Below are 19,998 nucleotides of genomic sequence, written 5' to 3'. Positions count from 1 at the left end.
GCCTTCATGCATGGCCCTCGACTGACAGCTTTTGCTCGGAAAGCTTTTCCGCCACACGCAGCACCGCAGAACGCGAACGCGGATTCACTGCAATTTCGGCATTGGAAGGAAACTGCGCCTTGCCGATTGCAACCAGTCGCGCGGCAGCGGCCGCCACCGGCGGACCACGACGGCTGTTCTGCACGCGGCCGGACTGATCGCGGATGAACATTTTCACCGCACGATCTTCCAGCGAATGGAAGCTGATCACCGACAGACGGCCACCCGGACGCAGCCGTTCCAACGCGGCGTTCAAGCCCTGTTGCAGCGAATCCAGCTCGCCGTTGACATGAATGCGCAGCGCCTGAAAGCTGCGTGTGGCCGGATGCTTGCCCGGCTCACGCCGGCCAACAATGCGTTCGATCAGCGACGCCAGTTGACTCGTGCGGGTGAACGGCTTGGCATCACGATCTTCAACGATCGCCCGCGCGATGCGGCGACTGTGGCGCTCTTCGCCAAACGTCCACAGCACATCGGCAATTTCACGATCGGTCGCGCTGGCAAGGAAGTCGGCCACACTTTCGCCTTGCGTGGTGTCCATGCGCATATCCAGCGGCGCATCGGTCATGAAGCTGAAGCCGCGTTCGGCCTCGTCTAACTGCGGCGACGACACACCCAGATCCAGCAGAATGCCATCGAGGCCTGCGGCGGTTTCGTCCCATTCGGCCATCGTGGAAAAATTGGCATGGCGAATCGATACGCGCGGATCGACAGCGAACTCGGCCTGGGCGGCGGCAATCGCCTGTGGATCACGGTCCATCAGCAACAACCGACCGCTGGTGTCGAGGCGCGACAGCACGGCGCGAGCGTGGCCGCCGCGTCCGAATGTACCGTCGAGATAGCGCCCTCCAGACTGCACCGACAGTCCCTCCACCGCTTCATCCAGCATCACCGGGATGTGCCGCAATTGCTGCTCGGCCATGTGCACTCCCGCTCCCATCCTGCGTCTGTTGCTGCACCCGGTTAAAGGCGCAGATCTGCCATCTGTTCGGTAATTTCGTCCTCGCCAATGGTTTGGCGAATCTTGGCGAGATGCGCCTGTTCGCTCCAAAGCTCGAATTTGTTGCCCATGCCCAGCAGCACTGCTTTTTTCTCGATGCCCGCCGCCGCGCGCTGACTGGCCGGCAGCAGAATTCGCGCCGCACCATCCGGCTCGACTTCGGTCGCCGCACCCACCAGTTTCATCTGCATATCGCGATGCGCCGCCTTGACCTTGGGCAGCGCATTCACCTGATCGCGCACCTGCTCCCACTCCGCGTACGGAAACAGCCACAGGCAGCCCGACTCGAAGGGGTTGTAGGTGATCACCAGCCGATTCGCGCACTCGCCCGCAACCTGCTCCCGATAGGATGTCGGGATGGCCAGGCGGCCCTTGTCGTCGACAGTGATGGCGGTTTCGCCTTGGAACACGATGCAAAGACTCCACTAAAACCCACGATTTCACACGTGAACCCACGATAGTCTCGCCACATGAGACTGTCAAGGAAATTTCGCTTGTGAATCAAGGAGAAAGGCGAGATTGTGTTCGTATTTCCAGCGCTTTCTCACAAACCCATGCAAGGTGCTTGAATACGCAAGTTTTTTTGCGAAACAAGCAAAGCTTTCGGCGACGCGATAGCGGCCCATTCGATGGCGTTCGGGTTCAACGCGATGAATCGGCGTTCATGCCCAGCCGATCCCACGCATCACCACCGGCGCGGCTAATGCCGTACCGGTGGTGAAACACGCTTTGAAGAGGTGGAGTCGGCCTGTAAGCCGGGTTCTGTACGTCTTGCGACGCGACAGTCATTCCTCTCGGCCAGACGTCACCGTCTGGCTCCAGCAACCTACCCGGGAACAACGCGGGCCGCGTTATCGTTCCCCTATTTGGTCTTGCTCCGAGTGGGGTTTACCGTGCCACGCGACGTTAGCCCCGCGTGCGGTGCGCTCTTACCGCACCCTTTCACCCTTACCACGCACATCCGAAGATGCCGTTCGGCGGTCTGCTCTCTGTTGCACTGGCCGTCAGCTCACGCTGCCCAGGGGTTACCTGGCACTCTGCCCTGTGGAGCCCGGACTTTCCTCGATACGCTTGCGCGCGACGCGACTGTCCGGCCGACTCCGTGTGGAAGTATAGGGGAAGCGACACGCTAACAGAGCCGCGTAGGTTGGCGGTGAGCGCCAGCGAACCCCAACGAAACTCCACCTTCATCGAAAATGTTGGGGTTCGCTGCGCTCACCGCCAACCTACGCGCCAGTTCGTGGTTCCGCGCATTCCTTACTCCTCATTCCCCGGCTGGTAAAGCAGCTTTCGCGGCGCACCACTGATAACCGCCGCCAACTTGGCCGCCTTCGCGGGCGGCAATTCATCTCGCAAAATCGCGAAGATGCGCCGCCCTTCGGCAAGCTTCGCATCGGCTTCCTCACCACGGCCGGCGAGGAGAATCACGTGTTCACCGCGCTGCTGATCGGGATCGTTCGCCACCCGCGCCGCCAGATCTTTCAACGGTTCACCCAGCACCGTCTCGAACATCTTGGTCAGTTCGCGCGCCAGCACAGCTTCGCGGTCGCGACCGAAAATATCGCGCATATCGGCAAGGCTCTCGGCCACGCGATGCGATGACTCGTAGAAAATGACCGTACGCGCATCTCCAGCCAATTCCTGCAGTCGACTGCGTCGCGCCGCGGCCTTCGGCGGCAGAAAGCCTTCGAACACGAACCGGTCGCTGGGCAAACCGGCCACCGACAAGGCCGCGATCGCCGCGCAGGCACCGGGCACCGGAATGCAGCGAATGCCGGCAGCGCGCGCCGCGCGCACCAAACGAAATCCCGGATCGCTGATCAAGGGCGTGCCGGCATCGGAGATCAACGCCACCGATTCACCCGCCAGCAACCGCCGCACGATGGCATCCACCGCATCGCGCTCATTGTGTTCATGCAGCGCAATCAACGGCGTATCAATGCCGTGATGGACCAGCAGCGGGCGACTGTGCCGCGTGTCTTCGGCGGCGATCACCGCGACTGTCCGCAATGTATTGATGGCACGTGCGGAAAAATCCTCGCGATGACCGATCGGGGTGGCGACCACCCACAGGCTGCCTGACTGAACTGATGACATCGTGAATTCCTGCGCCGCGAGTCGGCAAGTCGATCGGCTATGATCGCGCATTGCTGACCATGACGATCAAGGGATTTCTCATGCGCCTCATGCGCCATTCGCGAGCCGCAGCGATCGGACTGCTTTTTTCATTGACGCTGAGCAGTTGCGTGCCGACCAACGTTCAACGCTCGCCGGCTGATGTTGCTGCCGAGCAAAGCGCCGACGCGCTCGCCAGACAGGGCCAGTTCGACCAGGCAGCACAGGCATATCTCGCGCTGGCCGGGCAATCGTCCGGCAACGCCGACCACTATCGCCTGCTGGCCGCCGAAGCGTGGCGGCAGGAAGGACAAATACAACGCGCCGCGCCGACACTCGCACTGATCAAGCGCGACCGGCTGACTGACAACGAGCCGCTGCGCCTCGATCTGCTGCGCGCCGAGCTCGCGCTGAGCCAGCACGACGCTGCAACAGCATTGCAACTCACCGCGCAAACCAATGCCACGATTCCACCGGAATTCCAGCTGCGCCTGCTGGAGCTGCGCGCGCGCGCGTTAGCGGACAGCGGCGACTACTGGGGGGCCGCGCGCACTCGTGTGCAGATGGACGATCAGCTGAGCGGCATCGATCATTCGCAGAACCGCCAGCAGATACTCAGCCTGCTCGGCAAAGTGGGCGTCGACCCACTCAAACAGCGCGCAGCAGCGATGAAATCCAGCGACCGTATGCTCACATGGGTCAACGAAGCACTGACTCAACTTGGCGTGACCGTGTCCGGGCCGCAACCGTCGCTGCAGCAACCGGTCGGCACCTTGCTGCCGGGCGCGGACGCCAACGTGCGCGAGGGTTACAAGGTGCCGCAGCAGATCGCGCTACTGCTACCCGGCGATGGCAATTTCGCAGCGGCCAGCGAATCGGTGCGCGAGGGTTTCTTCACCGCCTATATCGATGCCGGACACAATCACGCGCCGCGTCCCAGCGTGCGCGTCTACAACAGCCACGGCACCACCGATGGTGCAGTCAAGGGCTACCAGCAAGCAGTTACTGATGGTGCGCAACTGGTTGTCGGCCCATTGACCCGCGGCGAAGTAGCCGCCGTGTTCAGTCAGAAAAATCTCCCCGTACCGCTGCTGGCATTGAATCATCCAGACGACAAGCAACTGCCCGGCAATGACACCAGCGAGTTCGGCCTGCTCCCGGAAACGGAAGGCGCACAAGCCGCCGACCATATGGTCGAACGCGGCGTGCGGCATGCTTATGTGCTGGTCTCGGGCGACGACTTCGCGCAGCGCGCCGCCAGTGCGTTCAAGGCCGAATTTGCCGCGCGTGGCGGCGAGTTGGTCCATATGACTACCTTGACGACATTTACCAGCGCGCTTGCCGGTCTCAGTTTCGATAACGCGGCCAGCGATGCGGGGATCTTTATCAGCATGCGGCCGAACCATGCGCGCTTGCTGATTCCACAGCTGGCTGTTGCCAACGTGCACTTGCCGGTATTTGCCACCTCGCATATTTACGAGGGCATGGATAGCGCGGCGACCAATCGTGACCTGGAAGGCGTCGAATTTTCGGATGCGCCGTGGCTGTTTAACGCCCAGCCGGGCCTGCCCAATCATGACGATATCGCCACCCAGCTGCCGGCCGCACAAGGGAGTGCCGCGCGACTGTTCGCCTTCGGCATGGACGCGTGGAATCTGGTGCCCTATCTTGACTGGCTGCGCAGCCACCCCGGCAGCTACCTGCCCGGCGCTAGTGGACAACTGACCGCGGATCAGTTCGGCCGCGTGCGCCGCGTGTTGATCTGGGCCAAATTTCAGGACGGTTTGGCACGACCGATCGGCGGCAGCTTGGAGATGGATGACGTTCCCGCCAGCGCGCCACCTACGGGCGATCCAACATCCACGCCACCCGACACCATTGCGCCAGCCAGCTCTGCGAGCAGCAACGCGCCTACAAGTACCGATCAGCCAACCGGCCACTGATGCGCGCCATCGGGAATGCCTTCGAGCAACGCGCCTGCGCCGAACTCGAGCGCGCAGGTTTGAAATTGCTGGCTCGCAATTACAACACGCGATTCGGCGAGCTGGATCTCGTAATGCTCGACGGCAACACAATCGTTTTCGTCGAAGTCCGCTACCGAAAGCACTCCGCGCATGGCGATGCCGCGGCGTCGGTGACAGCGAGTAAGCGCACCAAATTGATCAAGGCAGCGGAATTCTGGTTGGCAGAAAATCCCAAACGCGCGAATTCAATTTGCCGATTCGACATACTCACTTATGACGGGCTGCCCGAAAATGCGCGTGGCACATGGCTTTGTGACGCATTCGACGCTAATTGAATATAACAAATTTGTAACACTAGCTTTATAAAATTCGTTGAGGCAGAATCAAGTTATGCGTTGTTCAGGGTATCTTCCCTGTAGACGCCGAAATACAGTGCGTTACGGCGCTCTGATTTCGAAAACACAATAGTTTTTGTGAAGTTGGTGGCGGCTATCAAATAGCGTGCCGAGCTAGGGGTTTGGAATGGAATCGGAAATTTCTACATCGTGGGAGCGGGGGCTCTCACTGCAAAGTTATCGGGGATTGAGGCAAAAGCCTACACACCTTGTGGCTTTTTTCTGTCGCTCTCCGGCGAGCCTCGCTGTACGAGAACGCGGAGCAATTCACTTACGCTTATCCGCCACTACCGATTTCGGATGGCGCGCTTTATGGCGCGCCATCGTATTGAAATGCCGCGACACCACACTCTTTATTAATCCTGACTCATTCCCTTCCACAAATTTTGCGAGTGCGATGTGAATAAGGCCTTCTCAAACACCGCCCTGATGGGCGTTCCCATGCTTTTGGCTTTCGTGATCGCTGGATGCGGCACGCCGCCGGCGAAGGATTTCGGCGGCTCCTGGAAACCGGTCAATCACTTCCAGGACCAAACCACCGAAATACCGCTGGCGCAGGCCTACACGTTTTATGCCTCGCCCATGGATGGCACCCTGAAAACCATGCTCACGCGCTGGTCGACGGATTCGGGCATGACGTTGTCCTACCAGCTGATGTCCGACTACACGCTCTACAAGCCGGTAGCGCAAATTCACACACGGGATATCCGATCCGCCGCCGCCGAGTTGAATGCCATCTACGCCGCGGAAGGGATTTTCATCACCATCAACGACAAGCAGATTCTGGTCGGAGTAGCGGATGTGTCCAAACCTGATGCGTCGGAGACCAAGCCAACGTCGACCACCACCAAGCCGCCTGCGCCTGCGAGCATCAAACGATGAAAACGACTATTGACGTTGTAACAACCCATCTGGATTTTTGCTAATGGCGGACAAGAAAACAGCCAGTCGAAAAATTGACGACACGGTCAACCGATCGGTCAATTTCGAGCTGACCATTGCAGATTTCGCCAAGCGCAGCGAACGGCGCGCATGGTGGGTCGCCTTTACCGCGATCATCGTGGCGCTGATTCTGCTGGGCGGTTACTTCTACATGTTGCCACTCAAGGAAAAAGTCCCGTACGTCATCATGGCCGATGCCTATACGGGTACCAGCTCCATCGCGCACCTGACCGAGGATTTCACCAACCGTCAGATCACCACTAGCGAAGCGATCAACAAGAGCAACGTAGCGCACTACATCAGTGCACGCGAGTCTTACGACAGCTCGACTACGGCGTACCAGAATGGATGGATCACATCTATCGTCATGTCTTCCCCCAAAGTCGCCACTGCATACAAGAATCAAATCCAGTCGACGACGAATCCCGATAGCCTCACCAAGTTATATGGGCAAGATAAGGCGCTGCGAATCAACATTCTCAGCATCTCTTTGCATGGCGCTGGGGTGGGTCAAACACCCAAAAGCGCCACTGTACGCTTCCAAAGAAGCGTCTACGACAAGACAAGCGGTCTGACCACTCCATTGGACAGCAAAATCGCGACCTTGGAATTTACATACATGCCTGATCTGCGAATGGATGACCAATATCGGATTGAGAATCCCCTCGGCTTTCAGGTTACCGACTATCGCGTCGACAACGATTATGAGTCATCCGCACCGACCGCGGTTCAGGGTGCGCCGATTGCCAACAACACTCAGCCAGCCAGTGCGACCAACGCCAACACGGGCCTGCCGGCGAGCACGTCCACAGCCATCACGCCTCAAACCATGCAAACAGGTTTGCCCTCGCAGCCACCCATTCCAGAGCGTGAAGCTCCCCAAGTCACGGCTCCGGGTGTGCCTGCCTCGAACAATACCGCCAATGGAGTGGGTCACCGATGAACCAACCAAGCAAACTGGGTCTGGCTGGTGCCGTCTGTCTGGCTGCGGCCGGCATGACGTTTTCCGTCAATGCACAAGTTATGCAGCAATACGAATTTCAACCTGATCGTATCTACCCTGTGCGCACCGGACTGGGCATCACCACCCAGATCGAACTGAGCCCCAACGAAAAAGTTCTCGACTACAGCACGGGCTTCAGCGGTGGGTGGGATCTGACGCGGCGCGAAAACGTCTTCTATCTGAAGCCGAAGAATGTTGACGTCGACACGAACATGATGATTCGTACAGCGACCCATTCCTACATTTTCGAACTAAAGGTGGTCGCTACGGATTGGAAGACACTGGAGCAGGCCAAGCGTGCTGGCGTTCAGTACAAGATTACCTTTACTTATCCAGGGGCCACCAGCTTCGCGGCTGCGACCAGCAAAACGGCTGACGTACCCGAGTTGAATACGTCTCTGGTCAAAGAGCGCGACTACAACTTCGACTACAGCTATGCCACGCGCAGCAAGGCCGCACCCTGGCTGGTACCTGTCACCGTGTATGACGACGGGCGCTTCACCTACATCAAGATGAGCGATCTGAAACAGTTTCCCACCGGTAACTTTCCCACTGTCTATATGCGCGAAATCAGACATGGTGGAGACGTATTGGTCAACACAACCGTGGAAGGCAACACCATCGTCGTCCACGGCACCTACGCCTACCTGGTCATTCGTCATGGCAACAATGTCGTTGGTCTGAGAAGGAACACTCAAAAGTGAGCTCAAATACTCCCAACCAACCCGGCGATGGCTTCGATCGCGAGAACGCGCCGTCACCTGACCGCAACGATCCACTGGCGAGTAACCCATACTCCAATCAGTATCAGCAAGGTGCGGCTCACGACCTGGATGCCAATGCGCCGACGTTGAAATCCAATGATTTGCGCCGAATGAATCGCCGCGCGCTTTTCTACCTGGTGGCAATTGTCGTACTGCTGCTCGCAATCGCCTTCTGGCTCATCAAGGGCCCTTCCAGCAAAGCACCTGCTGCCAAGCAAGCAGAAACCATTACTGTGCCTGTGGCACCTATAGCCTCACCGCCGTTGCCTACTACACGGTTGGTTCAAGCTATTCCCCTCAACACAGCGCCGACGCCACCCTTGCCGATGGTCACCCAAACCGTGCGGCCTGAGCCCACGAAACCGCAGGGGCCGAGCTTGCTCGAACGCCGCCTTGCGGAAAATCAAGGCACTCCCACTTCCGAAACGCCGCCGGCACCCACCGCCAATCCACCCAGAGGCCCAGGCGATGAACTTGGTGCCATGGAGGACACCAAGACCAGCGCTCAGCCGCTGAGCAATCCAGACACCATCATGGTTCGCGGCACCTTCATTCGCTGCGTGCTGCAAACCCGGATCATCAGCGACTTTCCAGGCTTTACTTCTTGTGTTGTTACCGAGCCTGTCTATTCGTTCACAGGAAAGCGCTTGCTTTTACCCAAAGGATCAAAGGTGTTGGGTAAATACCGGTCCAGTCCAATCATCGGCAATCGCCTCGCTGTGATCTGGGACCGTATCATCACACCGACCGGCATCGACGTGAACATGGCCAGTCCAGGTGTCGATGATCTCGGCGGTTCCGGCAATGCGGGTTATCTCGATTCGCACTGGGGGAGCCGCATCGGCGCCGCACTGTTAGTCAGCATGCTCAGCGATGCGTTCTCGTACGAAGCGGCTGAGCACGGCCCGAAGAGCACCAGCATTTCAGGCAGCAGCGGTGTCGCGGTAGAAACACCGTTCCAAAGCAATACGGCGCAGACCCTGCAAAATTTGTCCCAACAGGCGGTGCAAAAAGCAGCCAACCGGCCTGCCACGGTCACCATCAATCAAGGCACCATCATCGATGTCTATGTCGCCAAAGACGTGGATTTCAGCAGTGTCGTATCCAAATTCTGACCCACTCAACGCACGGTAACGGAACATCTATTTGTATGGACGACGCTACACCCATCGCCGAAGTCTCGAACGAGTTCCTGGACTACCAGTACCAAGTGCTGGGTGTGCGGGACTTCATGGCGTCGCCCGAAGTCACCGAAATCTGCATCAACCGCCCGGGCGAGTTGTATCTGGAGAACCGCAGCGGCTGGCAGCGAGTGGAGGTGCCCAGCCTTACCTTCGAGCGCGCTCGACAGTTCTGTACATCGGTAGTCAACGAGAGCAAGACCGGCCAGCGCATCACCGACATGGATCCGGTCGTATCGCTGACCTTTCCTACCGGCCAGCGTGCGCAATTCGTCCTGCCGCCGGCGGTCGAGGCAGGCAAGGTCTCGATCACCATCCGCATACCCTCCAGGCATACCAAGACCCTGGCCCATTACAAGGAAGACGGTTTCTTCGATCAGATTCTCGAAGACACGCACAACCTCAGCGACCACGACCGCGAGCTGCTGGACCTCCGCGCCCAGCGCAACTATGCAGAATTCTTCAAGAAAGCTGTTTTGTACAAGAAGAACGTGGTCGTCTCCGGCGCCACCGGCAGCGGCAAGACTACCTTCATGAAATCGCTGGTCCAGCACATTCCGGACAATGAGCGGCTGGTGACCATCGAGGACGCGCGCGAGCTGTTCATCGAGCAGCCCAACGTCGTGCATCTGCTGTACTCCAAGGGCGGCCAGAGCGCCAGCAATGTCACCGCCAAGAGCTGTATGGAAGCCTGTCTGCGCATGAAACCCGATCGCATCATCCTGGCCGAGTTGCGCGGCGACGAAGCGTTCTACTTCATCCGCAACTGCGCATCAGGCCATCCCGGTTCCATCAGCAGCTGCCACTCCGGCAGTACCGAGCAAACCTGGGATCAACTCGGGCTGATGGTCAAAGCATCCAACGAAGGCGCCGGCCTGGAATTTGCCACCATCAAGCGCCTGCTGATGATGACCATTGACATCATCGTGCACATCAAGTCGCACGCTGGAAGTCGCTACATCACCGGTATCGACTTCAACCCCAACCGGCACTTGTCGCAGGAGGCCGCATAATGACTCTATCGAATTCGCAGCTCCGAAAGGCAAGCCCGTGCTGACCGGAATGGAGTTGATGTCGTGCCCCAACCAAGCCGTGCCGGCCGAGGTCATGCACCACATTGTGCATGTCGAATCCGGCTACAACCCCTTTGCCATCGGCGTCGTCGGCGGTCAGCTGGTGCGCCAGCCGCAGAGCCTTGATGAAGCTGTCGCTACCGCGCAGATGCTCGAAACCAAGGGCTACAACTACTCGCTCGGTGTGGCGCAGGTGAATCGCAGCAACCTGGCCAAATACGGTTTGGATACCTATGCCAAAGCCTTCGACCCCTGCCTCAATCTATCCGTTGGCTCGCGCATCCTCAACGAGTGCTACTACAGTTCGGGTGGCGATTGGGGCAAGGCTTTCAGCTGCTACTACTCCGGCGACTTTGTCACCGGCTTCCGCCAGGGCTATGTGCAGAAAGTTTTCGCCTCGATGAGCCAGAGCGCGCAGCCCGACAGCAGCGGTGCGGCACCCATCCCGTTACAGGCGGGGGCCACGACCGGGGCCCGGCTTGTCTCGCGCGCCGACATCGTCAGCGGCATACATGCACCCACCGCGCGACAGGACACCGCCGCCTATCGCGTCTCCCTTCGCAGCAGCAGCGTGCTGGATGCCATTGCCGCGCCACTGGTCACTGCTGCCGTCACTGCTGCCGTCCCCACCGCCAGCGCACCCGATCCGAAAATTGCCGCCGCAACCGCGCCAGCGACGGCACCGATCTCGGCCACCGAGGCTGGCGCGCCCAGCGCGGACATCTTCGTGCCCAAGGTCAGCTATCTGGGCGATTCGCCGGAAGCTTCCCCAAACAGTCCCAACAGTAGTAACGAGCAACCCAAACCACCAGCGACGCAGGCCGTCTCGCAAACCACCGCACGCAACCCAGCTGGCGATCCGACCGACCTGCGCCAGAAAGGAGGCGACGATGCCTTCGTCTTCTAAGTGGAAGCGGTCCCCAAGTCCGGCCTCAATGCATGAATCAGATAATTGCCGATTGCAAAGCCAGCACGATTTCGCCATTCGCTATTCAACGCACTATCGCGCAAGGCGTATCGTAACTATCAGTCGTAGTCGGCCAAACCACCGATCCTGTCGATTGGGTATAGGGATCAGCGGCATTGTTTTAAACGCATTGCCGTCGTATCAGGACAATACCGATCCATCGATCGGCGCAGTATTCGTCATGCAGGCATCCTGTTGCCTGCTGCGATGGCTCTCACCAGGGCCGCAGTATCACCTCGGATCAGCGAGGTGCTTTGCAACAGTCGTAAGCTGTGCGCAACACAGCTCTTTCTTCAGGGATGCGGCACCGGTCCGCGTTCGTTTAAATCTTTCCTAAAAGGAATCCAAGATGAAAATTCAATTATTTGCCGGCGGCACCGAAAGCATCGAATCCAGACGCGCGCTTTTCAGCGCCTGTTTCAAGATGGTCGTAATCGCCATGCTGCTGATGCCTTGCATGGCATTCGCTCAGGGAGCTGATGCTTGTTCTGATATGACCAAGTACATGGGCACTGTCCAGACCTTGCTGAAGGCCATCTCCATTGCCGTGGTCACCATTGCAGTTATTTTTTCGGGTTATCAGATCGCCTTCGCGCACAAACGCATCGCCGAGGTAGCACCCGTCCTCATCGGCGCTGTCTTGATCGGTGCCGCGGGAGAGATCGCCACCATGTTTATTACCACTGGTAGTTGCTGATCCGTTCGGAGAATGCCCATGCATAAAGACGCATTATTCCGCGGCTGTACTCGCCCGCCCATGTTTTTGGGGGTGCCGTATATGCCCTTTTTTGTGTGCGTGGGCGGATGCTTTTTGATGGCGCTCTATTTCAGTTTTTTCATTCTTTTTCTGATCCCGGTGATCATCTTGATCATGCGAACCATGGCCAAGCGCGATGAGATGATCTTCCGGCTGATCGGACTGCGCTTGCAATTTCGCTTGAGAATGAAAAACCTGCAAGAAAACGATGGCATGTGGGTGTTTACCCCCAACAGCTATCGCGGCCACAAACAGGAACCTTGACGAAGCGACCCCGGCATGTATAGCCGGGGTATTTCATGTGAACTAACCGGTACCGAAACATGTTCAGCCCCGACACCCCCATCAGCGAATTTCTGCCACTGTCCACGCACGTCTCGCCAACGGTGATCAAGACCACCGGCGGCGATTTCATGCTCAGCTGGCGCATGGGCGGCCTGCCCTTTGTCGGCCGCGATGAGTGGGAGCTGGAACACAGACACAACACCTTCAACCGCCTGCTACAGACCCTGCGTGCGCCAGATTTCGTTAACGTTGCGTTTTGGGTGCACGACGTCCGCCGCCGCCGCAAGTTCACCGACCACAGCCATTTCCAGCATGCCTTCAACCAGCAGATGTCCGATGCCTACTATGGCGCGCTCTCCACACAGAAGCTGATGCAGAACGAGCTGTACCTGACCCTGCTCTATCGCCCCACGGTCAGCGGCAAGCGCCTCGCCGAAAAATCCACCGACGTAACCCAGTTGCAAGCCGAGCAAGAGCAGGCCGTCAACACCATCCTGGAGCTGGCCGGCAACGTCGAGGCGGTGCTGAAGGACTATGCACCCTATCGCATGGGTATGTATGAGGCCGCCAACGGCGTGGTGTTCTCTGAAACCCTGGAATTCTTCGGCTACCTGCTCAACCGCATCGACGAACCGGTACCGGTGCTCAATGCGCCGGTGTACCGCTATCTGGCGATCAGCAAGCAGCGCTTCTCGGCCAAGACCGGCGACTACGTGATCACCACGCCTACCGGGGTCAACCATTTCGGCGCCCTGCTCAACCTCAAGGAATTTGCCGATGGTAGCTATCCGGGCATCCTGAACGGGCTCAAGTACCTGGACTTCGAATACGTCATCACCCATTCCTTTACTCCGAAAGGCCGGCACGATGCGCTCAAGGCACTGGAGCGCACCAAGGGCATGATGGTCTCGTCCGGTGACAAGTCCTTCAGCCAGATCGCTGAGCTGGACCATGCGATGGACCAATTGGCCTCCGGCAACTTCGTGCTGGGCGAGTACCACTTCAGCATCGCCATCTACGCGCCGGACCAGGCCACGCTGTCGCAGCAGATCGCCGCCACCCGGGCGGAGCTCTCCAATGCCGGCTTCGTCACCGTAAAAGAAGATACAGCCGTCGCCGCTGCGTTCTATGCCCAGCTCCCCGGCAACTGGAAATACCGCACCCGGCTAGCCAACCTGAGTTCGCTCAACTTCCTGGGCCTGTCGCCGCTGCACAACTTCGCCGCCGGCAAGAAGGACAATAATCCCTGGGGCGAGTGCGTCACCACCTTGCAGGCCACCAACGGCCAGCCGTACTACTTCAACTTCCACGCTACACACCCGTCAGAGAACTCCCTCGGCGAAAAAGCCATCGCCAACACCATGGTCATCGGCAAGTCCGGCACCGGCAAAACCGCGCTGATCAACTTTCTGCTCAGCCAGGTGCAAAAGCTCAAGCCCACGCCAACCATCTTCTTCTTCGACAAGGACCGCGGCGCGGAAATTTTCGTGCGTGCCTGCGGTGGCAACTACCTGGCGCTGGACAACGGCAAGCCCACCGGATTCAACCCGTTCCAGTGCGAGTACACCGAAGCCAACGTGCAGTTCCTGTCCGACCTGGTCAAGGTGATGGCCGGCAAAAGCGTGTATTCCTCACGCGAAGAGGAGGACATCTTCCGCGCGGTGGAAAGCATCCTGGACACCCCGATCCATCTACGCAACATCACCAATTTCATGAAAAGCCTGCCCAACATGGGCGACGACGGCATCTACGTGCGCATGAAAAAGTGGACCGCGGGCAACGCACTCGGCTGGGTGTTCGACAACCCCGTGGACACCATCGACCTTTCCAAAGCCAACATCATCGGCTTCGACTACACCGACCTCATCGACAACCCCGAGGTCCGTGTGCCCGTCATCAACTACCTGCTGCACCGGCTGGAAGAGCTGATTGACGGCCGCCCCCTGATCTACGTGATGGACGAATTCTGGAAAATCCTCGACGGCAAGGGCGGCCTGAAAGAGTTCGCCAAGAACAAGCAGAAGACCATCCGTAAGCAGAACGGCCTGGGCATCTTCGCCACGCAAAGCCCGGAAGACGCGCTGGCCAGCGATATCGCCGCGTCGCTGATCGAACAGACGGCCACCATGATCCTCTTGCCCAATCCCAACGCCAGCCGCGACGACTACATCAACGGCCTCAAGCTTACCGAGGCCGAGTACGCCGTCGTCGTCGCCCTGGACGAGCGCTCACGCTGTTTCCTGGTCAAACAGGGTCACGCCGCGGCGGTGTGCCAGCTCAACCTGCGCGGCATGGACGACGCCCTGGCGGTGATCTCCGCCTCCACCGACAACATCGAAATCATGCACCAGGTGCTGGCCGAGCGCGCAGAGGCCGAGGGCGTCACGGTCGACCAACTCACGCCCGAGCAGTGGCTGGCAACCTTCTACGAAAACCGCAAAGGCAGTGGCAAGCAGAAACCCAGCCCGCCACCGCGTTCCACCCGGCCCGTCCGCTCGAACGCCATATGACACGCTGCAACTTCAGCTAAGGAGAACGCCATGCAACACCTAGACAAACATTCCAATCTGGTCCGTCGCGCACCGCGCCAAGCAGCGCTCGTCACGGCGCTGGCTGTTGCCTGCATTGCCATGGGCAGTGCTCACGCCCAGGTATTTGTCACGGATACACCCACTGAAACTGCTGCCTCGACAACGGCAACTGAAAGTGCAGCAATGCATGTATTCCAGACAGGCACGCAATACGCCAACTTCGTTGCGCAGCTAACGCAGTTGACGTCCACCTTAAGCAGCATCGCCTCCAACCCCCTCGGCGCGATCCTCCCCCCCAACAGCGTCATGAGCGAATTGAGCGATTCGACGAGAGACCAGCTCATCCAGGGCAAGTGCTATAGCGCCACCAGTGGCGGTATCGTCGGCGGCGTCCTGCAGGGCATCTCGTCGGCGGTCTCATCCATCGGCTTCGGCGGCAATATCACGCAGACACAACAGTCAATCTGCAGCAGTATCGTTTACGCCCAAGTCGACGAGTACAACGCTACCGTCGATCTCTATCAGCAGATGCCTCAACTGCGAAGCGACAACACCCAAGTGCAAAGCTTGGTGCAGCAACTCAATGGCGTCATGGGTAATTCCAGTTCCTCCTCAGCGCAAACACTCGCTGTCCTACAAGCGCACTCGCAGCAGGTCACCGAATGGCAAACTCGCGTGGGAATGGATCAAAAGCTCATAGAGACCTTGAACCAGCAGCAATCCACGCTCTCCGCGATAGCTCTCAGGGGCAATCCCAACATCCTGGGCGATGCGGTGCAGGCCGGCGCGCTGAAACTCGCTCTTTCCATCAACGATTAAAGTACAACGCGCTCGGATGCGTCGGGTTCGGCATGATAGGGACTGTTGCCTGCCCCCATGCCGACCCATCGCACCCGGTGCGTAACCTGCCGCCCAACGGCAGCCACGGATAACTGCGACATCAAGTAGGGACAGGGGAAAGTCATGCTCGTTTTCTATGTACTGGTCTACAAATACATCCAGCACGAGATCGATAAGTTCCTGACCATGCTCCAGACTCAGGTCATCGGCGTGGCCAGCGGCATCGCGCTGATCCTGGTGACCATCTGGATCATGATCCAGGGCTATCGCATCGTCACCGGCCAGTCGCGCGATTCGATGATGGCGCACATGACCAACAGCATGCGCGTGGTCTTCATCGTCTCCTTCGCTACTACCCTGGGCATCTTCGGCACCGACCTGCACACCCTGTTCACCAGCACTCTGCAGAACGATATCAACCAACTCTTCACCGGCAAAACCTGCGACACCAGCAACGACACCAACTGCATCAGCCAGGCCATCGACGACAACCTCACCAAAACCGCCTTCGCCATGGCCGCCATCGATGCCGTGCAGAGCGCGCCCGGTGACACCGATACCGCCGCCGGCAAGGCGCGCGCCTCCGACTTCGCCATCTTCGGCACCGCCAGCCCGCCCATGGCCGCCGGCGCCATGCTGCTGATGTTCAATCTCGCCATCGCCCTGTTCGTCGGCCTCGGACCCATCTTCATCCTCTGCCTGCTCTTTGAGCAAACCAAACCGCTGTTCAACAAATGGCTCATGTATGGCATCGGCACCCTCTTCGGCATGGGCATGCTCAGCTTCGTCTCCAGCGTGGTGCTCAAGGTCACCTCGGCCGTGGCCGAAGGCCTGTGGGCGTCCAGCTTCATCACCAGCCTGCTCGGTACCACCAGCGAGGGCCTCACCACCCAGTCCATGGAACAGGGCGGCATCGGCCTGCTCATGACCATGCTCATCATCTCCGCCCCGCCCATGGCGGCCCAGTTCTTCAACGGCACCCTGGGCAGCTTCATGGCCTACTCCGCATTCAGTGGTAGCGCCGCCCGTCCCGGCCCGCAGGGGCAGCCAGCGGGGTCGTATGGCGGTGGTAGGTATGGCGGGGGCGGGCATGGGCCGTCGCAGGCGGGTACTAACCAAGTTTCAGCAGATACTCGATCTGCAGGCGGTTATAACAATCCCAACCTTGGCCAGCCCCGTCAACCGGCAGGCGCCGAGCCGGGCGTCCGCACAAACCCGCAGCTTGGTAATGCGCCCACGACTCCGCCACCGAACAATCGAACGTCATGAGCCAAGGCACCGTGAAAATTTTGTTTCTTTTCGGCTTGTTCCTGATCGCCGGTGCGCTGCGCGCTCAAGAGCCTGGCGTGGATTGTGCCCCCATTCAAGGACAGGGCTGGTCGGGCTGCGCGCCTCTGTACCCTTCGCAGCAACAAGGGCAACAGCAACAAGCCCCGCAACCCCCGCCTCAGCGCTGGACCGATCATTGGGGGGCGTTAGTGTCTGATGACTCTCAAGGAAAGCTCGGCGTTGCCACTGATAAAGTAAACGAAGCAGGGGCTTGGCTAGCAGCAGAGGAAGATTGCCATGCCAAAGGTGGCTTGAATTGCACACGGCTAATTTCATATCGCAATGAATGCATGGCGATGGTGCTCGGCGATAAAACGTATAGCTTCTCCGCTGGTGCAACCGCGAGCGATGCCATCCGGCAAGCGACTCAAAAGTGTATGGCGAACACTACAAATTGCCACGTCTACTACTCAGCCTGCAGCCTGCCGGTGAGGATTCAATAACCATGGTGCAGATCAAGCTACAACCTTGGATAAAGCGGAGCACGGTGTTGACTGCACTGGTTGCGTGTCTCTTGCTAGTGCACTCACCTCTCGCCGGGGCCGCTCAACCGGCATCTGCATCGATGTGCGCCAAGACCGACAGCATCGTTTTCTCCTGTCCGCTGGGTAACGGGAAAAAAGTCGTCTCGCTGTGCGCAGCCAGCAACGCGGGCCAAGGGCAGCCGCCTTTTTACTACGCCTACGGACGCCCTTCGTCGCCCGAACTGCTTTATCCGCCCAAAGGCCAGGTAACCACTGGCGCCTTCGCGCGTGCGCATCTTGTCTACGGCGGTGCCAGCGGCGGTACCGCGTATTCGTTTGTCAACGGCGGCTACAAATACATCGTCTATTCGATTTCCGGCACCGGGTTTGACGATGGTGGCGTGCTCGTGCAGCACCTCGGACAAACCGATGCAGTGAGAGACATGAAATGCCAGCGCGGAAAGATCACCGAGTCCGACGACGACAAGGTCATCAACGCCACACAGCAATGGAAAAGCGACACCGATCTTGAAACGCATGGCTTGCCTAGCGTGCATTGACCTGCCCATGCCTTGGGCGCTGACTTAAGGAGAAGCCTCATGTCATCCAAAGAAAATGCCGATTATCTGATGGAGGCCGCGACTCGTGCCGGCATCACGGACAAGAAAGAGCTGGGCAATTTCATGGGCCAGATGCAGGTTGAATGCGGCGGGTTCGGGCACATGAGTGAGGGTCTGAACTATTCGGGTGAGCGGCTGCTCGAAGTATTCCCTGGACGTAACGGGTTGCACACCACCGCACAGGCCAACGCGATCGCTGCCGGTGGTCCTGAAGCCGTGGCCAATGCCGTTTACGGTGGCGAATGGGGCAAGAAGCACTTAGGTAACACCGAACCCGGCGACGGCTGGAAGTTTCACGGGCGCGGTTACGTGCAGTTGACCGGCCGCGACGCCTACGAGCGTATCGGCAAGGAAATCGGCCAGGATCTGGTCCATCATCCTGAGCTGGCGGAAAACCGCGAGATCGCTGCCAAGATCGCCATCCAGTATTGGCAGGACCGCGTGGTTCCGCATCAACACCAGACGGATGTCACCGGGGCATGCCACGACATCAACGGCGGCGAGAATGGTTTGAAAGAGCGGAAGGCCGCTGCCGCCGCTTGGGATGAAAAGCTCACGCATGGGTATGTGCCAGGCGGACCTGACTCCGCTTCGCACACGCGCCACCATACGCCCAGCCACCCTGCTGCCGCGCCGCGCCTGGACCACGCCAGTAACCCAGACCACGGCTTATACGAGCAGGCATTGGTCGGCGTACACAAGGCTGAGGCCGCGCACGGCATCACGCCAGGCCTGCATAGCGAACGGCTGGCCGCCGCGCTGGTGGTCGCCGCCAAGTCCGAACACATCACACGCATCAATGGTGTGGCGCTCAGCGATAACGGCGAGCGCGCCTTTGTCGAGCAGAAAAGCTCGATCCCAAACGTCAACAACAAGCTCGCTTTCGTGGATACGAAAGACGCGACCGCAACAACGCTTACTCAGAGCACCGCAGCGCTGTCGCAGGTGAATCAGCAGCAGGAAACTACTCTGGCCAAGGCGCACGCTGCGCCGCAGATCGAATCGCAGCAACCGACACCCGCCGCATCCGGCCATTCGCGGTAAGCGCGACCCATCACTCATTCAACACTTTGGAGGTATGCCATGAAACTACGCTCCGTTTTCGCTACCCTAGCCTTCGGTACTGCCGTCGGCCTGATCACCGCACCCACCCACGCCCAGAACGCGGTCGCATGTACGCTCTACATGTGCATGGCCGGCATCTCTGGCGTCGGCGCGAGTGGCGGTCCCGGCTGTATTCCATCCCTTGCTTTGTGGAACGCCCCGACTCCTGCCGGCTTGGCCGTTTACGACGAAAGCGGCTTCGATGGACTTGCCTCCTACGGGGTGCGGGAGTCATATTTGATGACAATGTGTCCCACCGCCAATGTCGGCACCAACGCCGCGATACTGCAAACCATCATGCTTATGTGGGGCACTTCGCTGGTACCCATGTGAGCCACTTATCTTGATGCTGATCCTGGCTTGGATTTCGACTACGTCGTCACTTCCTCGTTCAGCTCGATAGATCGGGACGATGCTCTCAAGACACTGAGCTACACCTTAGAAAGGCATGACACGCATCGATAATCTCCTGCTCAGAACGGACAACGGTTAGCGCGTGTTCGCCGTGTAGAGCAGCATTGCTCTTGCAGAAGTTCGGCGTGGTGCTGAAACGGCCCTCGCTCAATACACCGATTGACAATGGCAGCGCGTCGGTGCGGTTCATAAAAACTTGATGCCACAATAA

Annotated in this window: 20 protein-coding genes and 1 other RNA gene; 17 read left to right on the top strand and 4 right to left on the bottom strand. The window is 58.9% G+C overall.

Features of this window, described 5'->3' with window-relative positions; all coding sequences use genetic code 11:
- Positions 1-4 precede the first annotated feature (4 nt).
- The 4 genes from rsmH to rsmI all read right to left on the bottom strand — a co-directional run bounded on the left by rsmH (position 5) and on the right by rsmI (position 3,136).
- Entirely contained in the window at positions 5-961 is a 957-nt protein-coding gene (gene rsmH / locus HDE79_RS04140; protein ID WP_184600627.1) for a 16S rRNA (cytosine(1402)-N(4))-methyltransferase RsmH, read from the bottom strand.
- A gap of 41 nt (positions 962-1,002) precedes the next feature.
- On the bottom strand, positions 1,003-1,449 hold the full coding sequence (mraZ, locus tag HDE79_RS04135; protein WP_184600626.1) for a division/cell wall cluster transcriptional repressor MraZ: 447 nt from the start codon (positions 1,447-1,449) through the stop codon (positions 1,003-1,005).
- Between the two features lie 325 nt (positions 1,450-1,774).
- Positions 1,775-2,141: RNase P RNA component class A (gene rnpB, locus HDE79_RS04130), an RNA gene on the bottom strand.
- A 155-nt stretch (positions 2,142-2,296) separates the two neighbouring features.
- Positions 2,297-3,136, bottom strand: coding sequence for a 16S rRNA (cytidine(1402)-2'-O)-methyltransferase (gene rsmI / locus HDE79_RS04125; protein ID WP_184600625.1), 840 nt, complete (start codon positions 3,134-3,136; stop codon positions 2,297-2,299).
- A gap of 80 nt (positions 3,137-3,216) precedes the next feature.
- Between rsmI and HDE79_RS04120 the strand changes: the two genes are divergently transcribed.
- The 17 genes from HDE79_RS04120 to HDE79_RS04040 all read left to right on the top strand — a co-directional run bounded on the left by HDE79_RS04120 (position 3,217) and on the right by HDE79_RS04040 (position 19,706).
- Complete coding sequence (locus tag HDE79_RS04120; protein WP_184600624.1) at positions 3,217-5,097, top strand: penicillin-binding protein activator; 1,881 nt, start codon at positions 3,217-3,219, stop codon at positions 5,095-5,097.
- Positions 5,097-5,453, top strand: a complete 357-nt coding sequence (locus tag HDE79_RS04115; RefSeq protein ID WP_184600623.1) for a YraN family protein — start codon at positions 5,097-5,099, stop codon at positions 5,451-5,453. Before HDE79_RS04120 ends, HDE79_RS04115 begins: the two co-directional genes overlap by 1 nt.
- A 489-nt stretch (positions 5,454-5,942) precedes the next feature.
- Positions 5,943-6,395, top strand: coding sequence for a toxin co-regulated pilus biosynthesis Q family protein (locus tag HDE79_RS04110; RefSeq protein WP_255488294.1), 453 nt, complete (start codon positions 5,943-5,945; stop codon positions 6,393-6,395).
- Between the two features lie 43 nt (positions 6,396-6,438).
- Complete coding sequence (locus HDE79_RS04105) at positions 6,439-7,398, top strand: type IV secretion system protein (RefSeq protein ID WP_184600622.1); 960 nt, start codon at positions 6,439-6,441, stop codon at positions 7,396-7,398.
- 53 nt (positions 7,399-7,451) lie between these two features.
- The gene (locus HDE79_RS04100) at positions 7,452-8,162 is read left to right on the top strand and encodes a TrbG/VirB9 family P-type conjugative transfer protein (RefSeq protein ID WP_255488293.1); all 711 of its coding nucleotides are present in this window, start codon (positions 7,452-7,454) and stop codon (positions 8,160-8,162) included.
- Positions 8,163-8,308: 146 nt separating this feature from the next.
- Entirely contained in the window at positions 8,309-9,337 is a 1,029-nt protein-coding gene (locus tag HDE79_RS04095; RefSeq protein WP_255488232.1) for a TrbI/VirB10 family protein, read from the top strand.
- Positions 9,338-9,372: 35 nt separating this feature from the next.
- Positions 9,373-10,416 carry a P-type DNA transfer ATPase VirB11 gene (virB11, locus tag HDE79_RS04090; RefSeq protein WP_184600619.1) on the top strand — a complete coding sequence of 348 codons (1,044 nt, stop codon included), beginning with the start codon at positions 9,373-9,375 and terminating at the stop codon, positions 10,414-10,416.
- Between the two features lie 49 nt (positions 10,417-10,465).
- A complete protein-coding gene (locus tag HDE79_RS22205) occupies positions 10,466-11,383 on the top strand; it encodes a lytic transglycosylase domain-containing protein (protein WP_184601102.1) in 918 nt (305 codons plus the stop codon).
- A gap of 409 nt (positions 11,384-11,792) precedes the next feature.
- Positions 11,793-12,140, top strand: coding sequence for a TrbC/VirB2 family protein (locus HDE79_RS04080; RefSeq protein WP_184600618.1), 348 nt, complete (start codon positions 11,793-11,795; stop codon positions 12,138-12,140).
- Positions 12,141-12,158: 18 nt separating this feature from the next.
- Complete coding sequence (locus tag HDE79_RS04075; protein ID WP_184600617.1) at positions 12,159-12,464, top strand: VirB3 family type IV secretion system protein; 306 nt, start codon at positions 12,159-12,161, stop codon at positions 12,462-12,464.
- 59 nt (positions 12,465-12,523) lie between these two features.
- Positions 12,524-14,995, top strand: a complete 2,472-nt coding sequence (locus tag HDE79_RS04070; protein WP_184600616.1) for a VirB4 family type IV secretion/conjugal transfer ATPase — start codon at positions 12,524-12,526, stop codon at positions 14,993-14,995.
- Between the two features lie 30 nt (positions 14,996-15,025).
- Positions 15,026-15,835, top strand: coding sequence for a hypothetical protein (locus HDE79_RS04065; RefSeq protein WP_184600615.1), 810 nt, complete (start codon positions 15,026-15,028; stop codon positions 15,833-15,835).
- Positions 15,836-15,979: 144 nt separating this feature from the next.
- Positions 15,980-17,125 (top strand): type IV secretion system protein, encoded by a 1,146-nt coding sequence (locus tag HDE79_RS04060; protein WP_255488230.1) that lies wholly within the window; start codon positions 15,980-15,982, stop codon positions 17,123-17,125.
- Positions 17,122-17,628: a DUF4189 domain-containing protein gene (locus HDE79_RS04055; RefSeq protein WP_184600614.1), complete on the top strand. Its 507-nt coding sequence runs from the start codon at positions 17,122-17,124 to the stop codon at positions 17,626-17,628. The genes HDE79_RS04060 and HDE79_RS04055 overlap by 4 nt, the downstream gene beginning before the upstream one ends.
- A 122-nt stretch (positions 17,629-17,750) precedes the next feature.
- Positions 17,751-18,209, top strand: a complete 459-nt coding sequence (locus HDE79_RS04050) for a hypothetical protein (protein WP_184600613.1) — start codon at positions 17,751-17,753, stop codon at positions 18,207-18,209.
- A 39-nt stretch (positions 18,210-18,248) separates the two neighbouring features.
- Positions 18,249-19,313 (top strand): XVIPCD domain-containing protein, encoded by a 1,065-nt coding sequence (locus HDE79_RS04045; protein WP_184600612.1) that lies wholly within the window; start codon positions 18,249-18,251, stop codon positions 19,311-19,313.
- A 39-nt stretch (positions 19,314-19,352) separates the two neighbouring features.
- Entirely contained in the window at positions 19,353-19,706 is a 354-nt protein-coding gene (locus HDE79_RS04040) for a hypothetical protein (protein ID WP_184600611.1), read from the top strand.
- The last annotated feature ends 292 nt before the right edge of the window (positions 19,707-19,998 follow it).

Origin of the sequence: Rhodanobacter sp. MP1X3 (assembly GCF_014207165.1) — a bacterium.
Taxonomy (GTDB): Bacteria; Pseudomonadota; Gammaproteobacteria; order Xanthomonadales; family Rhodanobacteraceae; genus Rhodanobacter.
This window is presented reverse-complemented; position numbering and strand designations above follow the sequence as displayed.

What these genes read in the sequence shown, in the direction of transcription:
- rsmH (WP_184600627.1), bottom strand. Translation starts at nt 961, where the DNA reads ATGGCCGAGCAGCAATTGCGGCACATCCCGGTGATGCTGGATGAAGCG.
- rsmI (WP_184600625.1), bottom strand. Translation starts at nt 3,136, where the DNA reads ATGTCATCAGTTCAGTCAGGCAGCCTGTGGGTGGTCGCCACCCCGATC.
- HDE79_RS04120 (WP_184600624.1), top strand. Translation starts at nt 3,217, where the DNA reads ATGCGCCTCATGCGCCATTCGCGAGCCGCAGCGATCGGACTGCTTTTT.
- HDE79_RS04115 (WP_184600623.1), top strand. Translation starts at nt 5,097, where the DNA reads ATGCGCGCCATCGGGAATGCCTTCGAGCAACGCGCCTGCGCCGAACTC.
- HDE79_RS04110 (WP_255488294.1), top strand. Translation starts at nt 5,943, where the DNA reads ATGGGCGTTCCCATGCTTTTGGCTTTCGTGATCGCTGGATGCGGCACG.
- HDE79_RS04105 (WP_184600622.1), top strand. Translation starts at nt 6,439, where the DNA reads ATGGCGGACAAGAAAACAGCCAGTCGAAAAATTGACGACACGGTCAAC.
- HDE79_RS04100 (WP_255488293.1), top strand. Translation starts at nt 7,452, where the DNA reads ATGACGTTTTCCGTCAATGCACAAGTTATGCAGCAATACGAATTTCAA.
- virB11 (WP_184600619.1), top strand. Translation starts at nt 9,373, where the DNA reads ATGGACGACGCTACACCCATCGCCGAAGTCTCGAACGAGTTCCTGGAC.
- HDE79_RS22205 (WP_184601102.1), top strand. Translation starts at nt 10,466, where the DNA reads ATGGAGTTGATGTCGTGCCCCAACCAAGCCGTGCCGGCCGAGGTCATG.
- HDE79_RS04080 (WP_184600618.1), top strand. Translation starts at nt 11,793, where the DNA reads ATGAAAATTCAATTATTTGCCGGCGGCACCGAAAGCATCGAATCCAGA.
- HDE79_RS04075 (WP_184600617.1), top strand. Translation starts at nt 12,159, where the DNA reads ATGCATAAAGACGCATTATTCCGCGGCTGTACTCGCCCGCCCATGTTT.
- HDE79_RS04070 (WP_184600616.1), top strand. Translation starts at nt 12,524, where the DNA reads ATGTTCAGCCCCGACACCCCCATCAGCGAATTTCTGCCACTGTCCACG.
- HDE79_RS04065 (WP_184600615.1), top strand. Translation starts at nt 15,026, where the DNA reads ATGCAACACCTAGACAAACATTCCAATCTGGTCCGTCGCGCACCGCGC.
- HDE79_RS04060 (WP_255488230.1), top strand. Translation starts at nt 15,980, where the DNA reads ATGCTCGTTTTCTATGTACTGGTCTACAAATACATCCAGCACGAGATC.
- HDE79_RS04055 (WP_184600614.1), top strand. Translation starts at nt 17,122, where the DNA reads ATGAGCCAAGGCACCGTGAAAATTTTGTTTCTTTTCGGCTTGTTCCTG.
- HDE79_RS04050 (WP_184600613.1), top strand. Translation starts at nt 17,751, where the DNA reads ATGTGCGCCAAGACCGACAGCATCGTTTTCTCCTGTCCGCTGGGTAAC.
- HDE79_RS04045 (WP_184600612.1), top strand. Translation starts at nt 18,249, where the DNA reads ATGTCATCCAAAGAAAATGCCGATTATCTGATGGAGGCCGCGACTCGT.
- HDE79_RS04040 (WP_184600611.1), top strand. Translation starts at nt 19,353, where the DNA reads ATGAAACTACGCTCCGTTTTCGCTACCCTAGCCTTCGGTACTGCCGTC.